The sequence below is a fragment of the Klebsiella sp. JN_Kp127 genome, assembly GCF_040062505.1.
In the GTDB taxonomy this organism is placed as follows: Bacteria; Pseudomonadota; Gammaproteobacteria; order Enterobacterales; family Enterobacteriaceae; genus Klebsiella; species Klebsiella quasipneumoniae.
The window spans coordinates 326,799-338,121 of the sequence record NZ_JBEAHS010000051.1; the positions used below are offsets into that span (position 1 = coordinate 326,799).

The window sequence follows — 11,323 nt, forward strand, 5'->3', positions numbered from 1 at the left end:
CTTTCTCGCTACTTCTCAATGCGCGCCAGCTGGGTTTTATCGGCCTCGCGGGCACGATCGGCCAGCCCCTGAAACGCGGCAGCGCCATAGTATTGCTCAGGAACCGGCAGCGCCTGCATATCGTGCCCCGGATAGATCTGCAGCTCGCCGAGGTCGCGCAAGCGGAATCCCCCCACCTGCGCCGGCATGGTCAGGCGATATGGCGGCATGGTTTCGAAAGGGACCGGCGTCGGCAGCCGGTTTTCCTGCAGATCGTAATTACGCTTCAGCACCAGAAACTTATCCGGCACCCGGCGGCGACTGTTCCACCAGTCGCCATCGATCCGCTGGAACATCGCTTCCGTCTCCCCTCGCGTGGCCACCATCAGCCGGGTCAGCGCCTTTTTCAGCGCCGCCTCCATGGCCCGGTTATACGCTTCCACCGACCCGCCGTGGCCGCTAAGGATGACGTTAATCGCCAGCCTGGCGCCCAGTAAGTTGGAGTAGAGATCCTCCGGCGAAAACGCGGAGATCTCCTCTGAAAACCCGGGCACTGACTGGAAGCCATACCACTGGGCGATCTCATGCCACTGGGCGATTTCGAAGGCCAGATGCCCGGCGAGCCAGGCCGCCAACTGATAGCGCTGCCTGACCCCCGCCGGCGGCGTAAAGGCATTGAGCTGAACGCGGCGCACGCCAAGTTCTTCGCTGTAGAATATGCGCCCCGCCTGGCCCAGCGTCGGCGAAATGCGATTGAACAGATAAAAGGTGTAATCCGCCGTGTCGCGCACATGGGCAATATCGATAAACCCGCCGCGACGGGTATAGATAAGCCCGTTCTGCTCCTCGCTCAGCCCCAGCAGATTTTTCACCGCGCCGAGCGCGCTGTCGTTGTAATGGTGCTTGCCCAGGGTATCCAGGGTCAGCACGTTACCAATCTGATACACCGGGATCGGAATGCCCACCGCCCGCACGTGCAGGTCGTAGCCAAAGGCGCAGCATGGCCGCAGCGATTCCGGCGGCGACAGCTCGCCCAGGGTGGGCGCAGGATGGATCGCCGTCACGGCGGGCAACACCGGGTCCTGCGCCAGCGCCGGCAGCGCCAGCGCGAATAACAGCCATAAGGCTTTACGCATCAACAGCCTCTCCACAGCAACAAAAGAGCGCGCATCTTACCGGCAGACGGCGCCTGCAGTTTTAGTTAAAAACGGTATTCACCGGAGACAAAGAAGCTGTTGCGGTCGTTAAAACCGAATTCAGTCAGCACGTTAAAGTTTTTGGTGACCTCATACTGGGCGCCAATAAGCATATTCCACGGCGAGGTAAGCTTCTGCTTAACGTCGAATTTGCCCTCGCCGTCTTTATTGACCGCGGCAATAAGGGGCTGCAGCTCTGGCGGCATGTGCAGGTCGGCGAGATCGCCCTTAAACTCCTGCTGCACGTCCTGATACATGCTCCCGACCCACAGGCTGAGATGGGACGGCCCGTCGATCCCCTGAAAACTGAAACGGTAGCCGACGCGCGGCGAGACGGTGACCGCCGAAATGCTGCCGTCGAGGATATCGAAGTCGGTGCGGGTATAGTTAGTATCCACTAACCCAAACCAGTTGCCGTAGCCGCCGGCGAGCGTAAAGCCGGCCCCCCAGGTGGTCCCTTTAAAATCAAGCTTAAAATCAATATCCTGCAACTTCCCGCTCTGATAAAGCTGGTGAACCGCGCCGGCGATGGCCCGATCCAGGCCGCGAAACTGCGACGGGTCTGAATCCACTGATACCTGGGAGACGGACGACCCGCGGGTATGCCCCACCAGTCCGTATACGTTGAGGAACGGAAAGACCCACATATCCAGGCGCAGGTTTTCGGTTTTGCTTTTCTCGCGGGTGTGTCCGGCATCGATGGCGAACATATCGCTGGGAATGGGATGATTGCCGAGCTTAAGCCCGGAAAAGGTAATACTGTCGACCATGATATCCTGGCGGATATTCATATAGCTCAGGTTGACGCCGTAGGGTAACGGAATGGAATATCCTCTGGCGCGAGCCTCATCGCCCCAGATCGGAAAATAGCTGTCGCTCTCGTCCGGCTCCGCAGCCGACGTGCCCCAGGTCGCTAACAGCAGCGTTAACACCGCGCCGGATGCTCTCATTTTTGTTCTCATGTGTAGTTATAAACCCGAACCGACATTGAAATAGACCGCCTGCTCATGCTCGCTGAACGCCACGTCAATCCCGGTACGCAAACCGTACTGTCGCGCGATCAGGTAACGAAAACCGGCCCCCCATGCCACCTCTGACTGTTCCCATAGTGTTTCCGCCGCGTCCGCCGCGCTCCCGGCGCCAACGAATCCCTGCAGGATCCAGCGCGGAGTGACGGCCCAGGCCAGCTGGGTTTGCGCCGTGGCCACGTAGTCGCCCTGATAGCGGTAGCGCGAAATCCCACGCAGCGCGATGTAAGGACGCGCCATCGGCATCAGGTGCTTATCATGGTGGGTTAAGGACTGATAATTGCCCGCGACCGCCAGGGTCAGCGTCTGGCTGAGCGGAATAAACACCTTCCCGTCCAGCGAAAACGTGTTGTAGTGATAATCGCCCCCGAGCAGCGAACGGAAAAACCGATATTCGCCCTTCAGCGCTAACCCACTCTGAGGATAGAAAATATTATCGGTAGTGTCATATTCCGCCACCACCCCCAGCGCCGAAGAGGTGCTGTTTTGCCCGAGCACCTGCTGCCAGACCCGGTTGACCCGCGGATTATCGAAAGCGACATCCGCCCGGGCATACACCTGGGAGGCTCCGAGGAACACCGGCGTATCGCCCACGCGAAACAGCAGCTTTTGCAGCGCGGCGACCCCTTTGGTCTGCGTCTGCACCGGTTTAGCATGGCTGAAGCCGCCGGTATCGCCGGAATAGATATCCAGATTGACGTTAGCGTAGCCGGCTCCCGCCAGGTAACGAATGCGATCATGCCGCCAGGTGTGACGATGGCCGCCGCCAATAAACCAGGTGCCATTCTGCGTGGCGGCCCCGCCGAAAGCGGTGAGCGGCGGAGGAATAAACTGCCCGCCCTCCCGGCTGCCTTTACCGTGTAAAAACAGGCCAAACAGTCCGCCGCCATAGCCGATCGCCGGCTCGGTTATCGCCAGCGGCACCGGCAGAAAACCGTAACGGTTTTCCGCCAGATATTGACTCATGTCGAGCATGCTATCTTCCGCATCGAAGAGATCGGCGGCATCGCCAGGCGGGCACAACAGGAACAGAAGCGCCAGCGCGGACAGCGGGAATTTCATGCTCACTCCAGGGCGTTGGGGCGCGCACGACACGCGTGGCGAACAGGATTATTACATCGGAATAATGAAAATATAACGTAACCGGAGAACCCTCACCAACGCGCAGCGGCCTGTTTTTCGGGTATTTTTGTACAAAAAAGAGCTGGCCGTCACAGAAAAACGCCTTTGCGCCGCCGGTCGGCGCGATGATTGTATTCATAAGGTGAATGTCGTATAACATAGCGCTACCGAGGGGTGTCCCGTGAGGGCTGAGATGGCGCAAGCCGAACCCTTTGAACCTGATCTGGGTCATGCCAGCGAAGGGACGGGTCGGCAATTTTGCCAGCATTACCGCCATTGCCTGTTCACACCCCTGCACGCCCGGATCTCCCCTGCATAAATGGAGGTCCTGTGATTGTTCCCGCGTTTAGCCAAGGTCTTTATGGCCGTTTACGCCAGCTGGCCGCCGCTGACTGGCAGCACTATGTGGCGCACCCTTTCGTTCAGCAGCTTGCCGAAGGCACCCTGGCGAAAAGCGCGTTCCGTCGCTATCTGACCCAGGATTATCTGTTTCTGATCCATTTCGCCCGCAGCTACGCGCTGCTGGTGAGTAAACTGCGCACGCTGCCGGAGATGCGCGCCGCGGCCGCCTCCATGAACGCCATCCTTAACGAAGTGCCGCTGCACGTCGGCTACTGCGCCCAGTGGGGCATTAGCGAACCGGAGATGGCCGCCCAGCCCGAAGCGCCAGAAACCATCAATTACACCCGCTACGTGCTGGATATCGGTCATTCAGGCGACGCGCTGGATCTGCTGGTCGCCCTGATGCCCTGCGTGGCGGGTTACGCCGAAATCGGTCTGGGCCTGCTGCATCACCCCGCCACCCGACTGGAGGATAATCCTTACGCCTCGTGGATCCGAAACTATGGCGATGAAGGCTATCTGCAGGGCGTCAGCGCCGCGCTGGCGCTGCTGGAGACCGTGTGGCAACAGCGCGGAAGCGAGGCCCGCCTCGCCGGGCTGAGCGACATCTTCACCACCGCCACCCGCCTGGAGGCGCAGTTCTGGCAGATGGGGCTTAACGCCGCGTCGGAGTCCAGGGCGTGACGGCGCCAGGTATCGAGGTCCGTAAGCTGAGCCTCCATTTCGGCGACCGCCGCCTGTTCGACAACCTGTCGCTGACGGTCCCCGGCGGCCAGTGGGTGTCGCTGCTCGGCGCCAGCGGGGCCGGTAAAACCAGCCTGCTGCGGGTCATGGCCGGCCTGGCCCCCGCCACCCGCGGGGAAGTGGTCGCCAGCGACGGAAAGCCGATACCCGGCCGCCTGGCGTGGATGGGGCAGAAAGACCTGCTTTACCCCTGGCTGAGCGTTCGGGAGAACGTCGCCCTCGGCGCGCGGCTGCGCGGTGAGAAAGTGGATCACGCCCGGGTCGCCACCCTGCTTGAACAGGTGGAGCTCGCCTCCTGCGCCGACGCCCGGCCGGCGACGCTCTCCGGCGGGATGCGTCAGCGCGCCGCGCTGGCCCGCACCCTGTATGAGGACCGGCCCATCGTGCTGATGGATGAGCCCTTCTCAGCGCTGGACACCCTCACCCGCACGCGCATTCAGACCCTCGCAGCCACTCTACTGGCGGGGCGCACGGTGGTGCTGATCACCCACGATCCGCTGGAAGCCTGCCGGCTGAGCCACCGTCTGCTGGTCCTCTCGGCCGCCGACGGGGAGATCGACGACAGCCATCACCTCACCGGCGCGCCTCCGCGCGCGCCGGATGCGCCCGAGCTGTTGAACGCCCAGGCGGCGCTGCTGCAGCAGCTGATGAGGGCCCACTCATGACTGGACGTCTCTGGCGCGGCGGCATGGTGTTCTGCGGACTGATGCTTCTCTGGGGGCTGGCCAGCCGCAGCGGCATTCCGCACTTTCTTTTACCCTCCCCGGCGGCGGTCGCCGAGGCGCTGTGGATCAATCGCGCCTATCTCGGCTGGCACACGCTGATTACCCTCAGCGAGATCCTCAGCGGCCTGGCGCTGGGGGTGGCGCTCGGCGTCACGCTGGCGCTGGGCATGATCCTCTCCCCGCGCCTGCAGCGCTGGCTGATGCCGCTGGTGCTCACCAGTCAGGCGATCCCGGTCTTTGCCCTCGCCCCGCTGCTGGTGCTGTGGCTGGGGTTTGGCATGAGCGCCAAAGTGGCGATGGCGGTGCTGGTGATTTTCTTTCCAGTCACGTCCGCCTTCTTTGACGGCTTGCGACGGGTCAACCACGAGTATCTCGATCTGGCGCGCAGTATGAACGCCTCCTTCGGCGCTCAGCTGCGGCATGTCCGCCTGATGGCCGCCCTGCCGGCGCTGGGCTCGGGCCTGCGCATGGCGGCGGCGGTGGCCCCCATCGGCGCTATTATCGGCGAATGGGTCGGCTCCGCCGAGGGGCTGGGCTACGTCATGCTCAATGCCAACGCGCGGCTGCAAACCGATATCTGCTTCGCCGCGCTGTTTATTTTAGTACTGCTGACCCTCTTCCTGTGGCTGGCGGTAGACACCCTGCTGCACCGGCTGATCGACTGGTCGCCGGAATAATCATGAAGTAATAAAGGAAAACAGATGAAAACGTCGCTTTTCGCCGGAGCAACCCTGACGGCGCTGCTCAGCGGTCACGCGCTGGCCAATGAACCGCTCACCCTGGTGCTGGACTGGTATATTAACCCCGACCATGCGCCGATTATGGTGGCCGAGCAGATCGGCGCCTTTAAGGCCCAGGGTCTGGACGTCAAGATTGTCCCCCCGTCGGATCCGGCGCTGCCGCCCCGCATGGTGGCCGCCCGTCAGGCGGACCTGGCCATCACCTACCAGCCGCAGGTGCACTTCTTCGCTGACGAAGGGTTACCGCTGGTGCGCGTGGGCACCCTGATCGGCTCGCCGCTGAACACGGTGATCGCCCTGGATAAGCAGATCAAAACCCCGGCGGATCTGCAAGGCAAGAAGGTGGGGTACTCGGTCAGCGGCATTGAGCAGGCCACCCTGTCGACCATGGCGCAGCATGCGGGGATCGATCCAGCCAGTATCAAGCTGGTCAACGTCAATTTTCAGCTGACCAGCGCTCTGCTGGCGGGCCAGGTGGACGCGGTCATCGGCGGTTATCGTAATATAGAAGCGCAGGAGCTGAAGCTGCAGGGCAAAGCCCCGGTGGTGATGAACGTTGAGGATTATGGCGTACCGGCCTATGACGAGCTGGTGATTGTCGCCCACCGCGACGCGATTCATGAGGCGAAAATCCGTAAATTCCTCACCGCCCTGCAGGCCGGGGTCAGCTACCTGCGCGCGCATCCGCAGGAGAGCTGGGAGGCGTTCGCCGCCGCGCATCCGGAGCTGAAGACCGAGCTTAACCATCAGGCGTGGCTGCAAACCGTGCCGCTGTTCGCCGCCGATCCGGCGGCGCTGGATAAAGCGCGCTACGACACTTACGAACAGTTTTTATATAACAATAAGTTGGTGAAAAAAGTTACACCTTTAACAAATTATGCGGTTGAGCTGCATTGACTCTTGCTATCGCTGACGGAAGGCTTTCCGTCAGCGCTTTAACGCAGCGGCAATAAAAATATAGAGACTTTCTCACTAATAATTACACTTTAAAGGGTTATCGTTACCTTGGGTTGTTTTATTATAATTCAGCAGGTTACGTTAATTTTTACCCCGGTAAGAATAACGTCAAAATAACGCAATCAATAAAACGTTGAATGCGGATTTAAAAAGCCATATATTGTGCGCGCTTTATGAATGCCAATTCAATTCCTTACACCAATTATTCAACCAGCGTTCAACCGCAATGCTGGTTGTGGGAGTGATATGATGACGGATAAAGTCCGTATTGATACTTTACGTGCCGATTTATTAGACGCAAACAACGAAACCTTTTTGGCCCGTCAGGCCGAATTCGAATCGAATGTCAGGAGTTACCCGCGTAAGTTACCGCTGGCTATCACTAAAGCTGAAGGCGTGTGGCTGACGGATGCGGATAACAAACAGTACCTGGACTGCCTCGCCGGCGCCGGTACTCTCGCTCTGGGCCACAACCACCCTGATGTATTGCAGAGCATCCAAAGTGTCATTACCAGCGGCTTGCCGTTACATACTCTCGATCTGACTACTCCGTTAAAAGATCGTTTCTCCGAATACCTGCTCTCTTGCCTGCCGGGCGAAGGGAAAGAGTATTGCCTGCAGTTCACCGGTCCTTCCGGCGCTGACGCCGTGGAAGCGGCGCTGAAGCTGGCGAAAAAATACACCGGTCGTACGTCGGTGATCAGCTTCTCCGGCGGCTATCACGGGATGACCCACGGCGCGCTGTCGGTCACCGGCAACCTGTCGCCGAAAGCGGCGGTCAACGGCATGATGCCGGAAGTGCAGTTTATGCCTTACCCGCACCTGTACCGCTGCCCGCTGGGCATCGGCGGCGAAGCCGGCGTCAAAGCGCTGACCTACTACTTCGAAAACCTGATCAACGACGTGGAGAGCGGCGTCCGTAAACCGGCGGCCGTGATCCTCGAAGCCGTTCAGGGCGAAGGTGGCGTGAACCCGGCGCCGGTCGAGTGGCTGCAGCGCATCCGCAAAGTGACCGAAGAGCACGGCATTCTGCTGATCGTTGATGAAGTGCAGGCCGGCTTTGCCCGTACCGGTAAATTCTTCGCCTTCGAACACGCCGGTATTCAGCCGGACATCATCGTGATGTCGAAAGCGGTTGGCGGCGGTCTGCCGCTGGCGGTGCTGGGCATTAAAAAGCAGTTCGACGCCTGGGAACCGGGTCACCACACCGGCACCTTCCGCGGCAACCAGCTGGCGATGGCTACCGGCCTGACCACCCTGCGCCACCTGCGCGACAACAACATTGCCGACAAAGTCGCCGCCCAGGGCGAGTGGCTGAAAGGCAAACTGGCGGAGCTGCAGAAGCGCTACCCGGTCATTGGCCACGTTCGCGGTCTCGGTCTGATGATCGGTATCGAAATCGTCAAGCCGAACGACGCGCAGGATCACATGGGCTGCTACCCGGCTGACGGCGAACTCTCTGCCCTGCTGCAGAAGAAATGCTTCGAAGCGGGCCTGATTCTGGAGCGCGGTGGCCGTCACGGCTGCGTGCTGCGCCTGCTGCCGTCCCTGCTGATCAGCGACGCGGAACTGAATGTGTTCCTCGACAAATTTGAACAGGCCCTGCTGGCCGCCGGTGTGAAACCGGTCTGAGTGGAGTCAGTGACCACCATGTCCACATTGAATCCGATTCTTGCTGGTTCGGCGCAGAGCGTTGAGGCCTATCAGCAGGTTATCGAGCAGACCAGTCAGGCCGTTGTGCAGTGGCTGAAGCAACCTGAGATGTATCAGGGGAAAAGCGTTAACGAACTGCGTGAGCGTATCTCCCTTGAATTTAACGAACAGGGGTTGGGTAACCAGGCGGCGATTGATCGTGCGATCGAGTACTTCCTGAAAGACAGCCTGTCGGTGCATCACCCACAGTGCGTGGCGCACCTGCACTGCCCGAGCCTGGTGATTAGCCAGGCGGCGGAAGTGCTGATCAACGCCACCAACCAGAGCATGGACTCCTGGGATCAGAGCCCGTCGGCGACCATCATTGAGATGAAGCTGATCGAGTGGCTGCGCGCCCGGGTCGGCTATCCGGCAGGCGACGCCGGCGTCTTCACCAGCGGCGGCACCCAGAGCAACCTGATGGGCCTGATGTTGGCGCGCGACGCCTTCTTCGCCCGTCAGGGACACTCCATCCAGCAGGATGGACTGCCGGGGGATATCCGCCAGTACAAAGTGCTGTGCTCGGAAAACGCCCACTTCTCGGTGCAGAAGAACATGGCGCTGATGGGCCTCGGCTACCGCTCGGTTACGCTGGTGAAAACCGACGAATTCGCGCGGATGGACGTGGCCGACCTGAAGGCGAAGATTGCGCAGGCGCAGGCTAACGGCGAACAGATCATGGCGATCGTCGCCACCGCCGGGACCACCGACGCGGGGGCTATCGACCCGCTGCGCGACATCGCCGGTATCGCCGCGGAGCATCAGATCTGGCTGCACGTTGACGCGGCCTGGGGCGGCGCGCTGCTGCTGTCTGAGCAGTATCGCGACTACCTTGACGGTCTGGAGCTGGTGGATTCCGTTACCCTGGACTTCCACAAGCAGTTCTTCCAGACCATCAGCTGCGGTGCCTTCCTGCTGAAGGATGCCCGCCATTACGAGCTGATGCGTTATCAGGCGGCCTATCTGAACTCCGAGTTCGATGAAGAACACGGCGTGCCGAACCTGGTCTCCAAATCGCTGCAGACCACCCGCCGCTTCGATGCCCTGAAGCTGTGGATGGGCCTCGAAGCGCTGGGGCAGAAACAGTATGCGGCGATCATCGATCACGGCGTCACCATGGCGAAAAACGTCGCGGAGTACGTGAAGTCGCAGCCGACGCTGGAGCTGGTGATGCAGCCGCAGCTGGCGAGCGTGCTGTTCCGTTCCCGTCCGGCGCAGATGGCGCAGAGCGACGCGGCGGCTATCGCCCTGCTCAACCAGCGCGTCGGCGACGCCCTGCTGGCTTCCGGCCGCGCCAACGTTGGCGTGACCGAGCACAACGGCGTTACCTGCCTGAAGCTGACCCTGCTGAACCCGGTGGTGACGCTGGATGATGTGAAGGTCCTGCTGAGCCTGGTGGAACGCACCGCTCAGGAGCTGCTGGCGCAATAATCTGCCTGAGCGAGGCGGCGCCTGTCGCCCCGCTCAGCGGCCAGCCCTGCCTGCACTAAGCCGATAAGTTCCCTTATCGGTTTTTTTTATGCCTGCCTGCGCGACTGGCGCGCGCTTCTACGCTTCTCGCCGCAGGGTCCGTTGACGCCTGGCCGCCGCGATGCCACAGTAAGGTCCCGATAATGGCAATCGCCAGAATCCAACGTCCCGGTAATAAGGATGCTAATGGAGAAACGCTTACCCGGCCTCGATCTCGACGCCCTGCGCAGCTTTGTGACCGGCATGGAGTGCGGCAGCTTCGCCCTGGCGGCGCAGCGTCTGGCGCGCTCTACCTCCGCCGTCAGCGCCCAGCTCAAAAAGCTGGAGAGTCAGTGCGGCGCCGCGCTGGTGGTTAAACAGGGGCGGCACCTGGCGCTGACCGCGGAGGGCGAAAAGCTAATGAGCTACGCCAGACGGCTGCTGGCGCTCAATGATGAAACCCTGCGCGCGCTGCAGGGCGAACGGCTCACTGGCGAAATTCACCTTGGCATGCAGGAAGATTTTGGCGAATCGCTGATGCCGGGGATCCTTGGGCAGTTTACCCGCCACCATCCGCAGGTGCGGATCGTCGCCAGGGTGGATCGCAATGGCCCGCTGCGCCAGGCGCTGGTGGAGCAGACGCTGGATCTGGCGCTGCTGTGGCAAACCGAAGATCAGGGCCCTGGGCTGGGCCGCTGCCCGCTGGCGTGGATTGCGCATCCTGACTTTGACGTTCGCGCGCGGCTGGCGTCCGGCGAGCCGCTGCCGCTGGTGATGTTCGACAGCCCGTGCCTGATGCGTTCCCGCGCTATTGCCTGTCTCGATGCCGCAGGGATCCCCTGGCAGGTGGTGTTCGTCAGCCACAGCCTGAGCGGCATCTGGGCGGCGGTGCAGGCCGGCCTGGGGCTGACGGTACGCACCCGCATCGGCATGCCAGGCAATCTGCGCCCCGCCGGCGGATCACTGCCATCCCCCGGCAACCTGGCCGTCAGTCTGCAACAAACCCCGCGTCAGGAACCCCATTCCGCCGCGGTCACGCTGCTCGGCGAACTGATGTCCGAGGCCCTGCAGGAGTGGGTTGTTCGGTGACAGTGTCACGCCAGTTTCCCTCACCCTAACCCTCTCCCGGAGGGAGAGGGAACCGTTCGGCAGCGTCTGTTACCCCGGCCAACATTCTGTCTCCACCCGCTACGTAACCCGCCTTACCGGGCCTGCACCCGGCACCGTAACCCCCCAGGCCGGGCAAGCGTAGCGCCGCCCGGCAATGAGCATTCTGCAACCTTCTCGTTTCAATGCCCGGTGGCGGCTGCGCCTTACCGGGCCTACATTCTCCCTGCGCGCTCCTGTAG

10 protein-coding genes and 1 riboswitch are annotated in these 11,323 nt (G+C 61.3%); of the genes, 7 read left to right on the forward strand and 3 right to left on the reverse strand.

Annotated features, from left to right (window positions below; translation table 11 throughout):
- Positions 1–8: 8 nt before the first annotated feature.
- The 3 genes from ABLV04_RS20740 to ABLV04_RS20750 all read right to left on the reverse strand — a co-directional run bounded on the left by ABLV04_RS20740 (position 9) and on the right by ABLV04_RS20750 (position 3,265).
- A complete protein-coding gene (locus ABLV04_RS20740; RefSeq protein WP_023289781.1) occupies positions 9–1,115 on the reverse strand; it encodes a DUF4056 domain-containing protein in 1,107 nt (368 codons plus the stop codon).
- 65 nt (positions 1,116–1,180) lie between these two features.
- Positions 1,181–2,125 (reverse strand): hypothetical protein, encoded by a 945-nt coding sequence (locus ABLV04_RS20745; protein ID WP_050534078.1) that lies wholly within the window; start codon positions 2,123–2,125, stop codon positions 1,181–1,183.
- A gap of 18 nt (positions 2,126–2,143) precedes the next feature.
- Complete coding sequence (locus ABLV04_RS20750; RefSeq protein WP_102002470.1) at positions 2,144–3,265, reverse strand: BamA/TamA family outer membrane protein; 1,122 nt, start codon at positions 3,263–3,265, stop codon at positions 2,144–2,146.
- 220 nt (positions 3,266–3,485) lie between these two features.
- Positions 3,486–3,587: riboswitch (TPP riboswitch) on the forward strand.
- Between the two features lie 68 nt (positions 3,588–3,655).
- Here ABLV04_RS20750 and tenA point away from each other — a divergent pair.
- From tenA to ABLV04_RS20785, 7 genes are all read left to right on the forward strand, one after another.
- Entirely contained in the window at positions 3,656–4,351 is a 696-nt protein-coding gene (gene tenA, locus ABLV04_RS20755) for a thiaminase II (protein WP_048335800.1), read from the forward strand.
- Complete coding sequence (locus ABLV04_RS20760; protein WP_044523394.1) at positions 4,348–5,076, forward strand: ABC transporter ATP-binding protein; 729 nt, start codon at positions 4,348–4,350, stop codon at positions 5,074–5,076. The genes tenA and ABLV04_RS20760 overlap by 4 nt, the downstream gene beginning before the upstream one ends.
- A complete protein-coding gene (locus tag ABLV04_RS20765; protein ID WP_180265905.1) occupies positions 5,073–5,813 on the forward strand; it encodes an ABC transporter permease in 741 nt (246 codons plus the stop codon). The genes ABLV04_RS20760 and ABLV04_RS20765 overlap by 4 nt, the downstream gene beginning before the upstream one ends.
- Before the next feature lie 24 nt (positions 5,814–5,837).
- Complete coding sequence (locus ABLV04_RS20770; RefSeq protein WP_032452954.1) at positions 5,838–6,773, forward strand: ABC transporter substrate-binding protein; 936 nt, start codon at positions 5,838–5,840, stop codon at positions 6,771–6,773.
- A gap of 306 nt (positions 6,774–7,079) precedes the next feature.
- Positions 7,080–8,465 (forward strand): diaminobutyrate--2-oxoglutarate transaminase, encoded by a 1,386-nt coding sequence (locus tag ABLV04_RS20775; RefSeq protein WP_072096675.1) that lies wholly within the window; start codon positions 7,080–7,082, stop codon positions 8,463–8,465.
- A 9-nt stretch (positions 8,466–8,474) separates the two neighbouring features.
- Positions 8,475–9,956: an aspartate aminotransferase family protein gene (locus ABLV04_RS20780; protein ID WP_348816150.1), complete on the forward strand. Its 1,482-nt coding sequence runs from the start codon at positions 8,475–8,477 to the stop codon at positions 9,954–9,956.
- 213 nt (positions 9,957–10,169) lie between these two features.
- Positions 10,170–11,063 (forward strand): LysR substrate-binding domain-containing protein, encoded by an 894-nt coding sequence (locus ABLV04_RS20785; protein WP_348816156.1) that lies wholly within the window; start codon positions 10,170–10,172, stop codon positions 11,061–11,063.
- Positions 11,064–11,323: the final 260 nt, after the last annotated feature.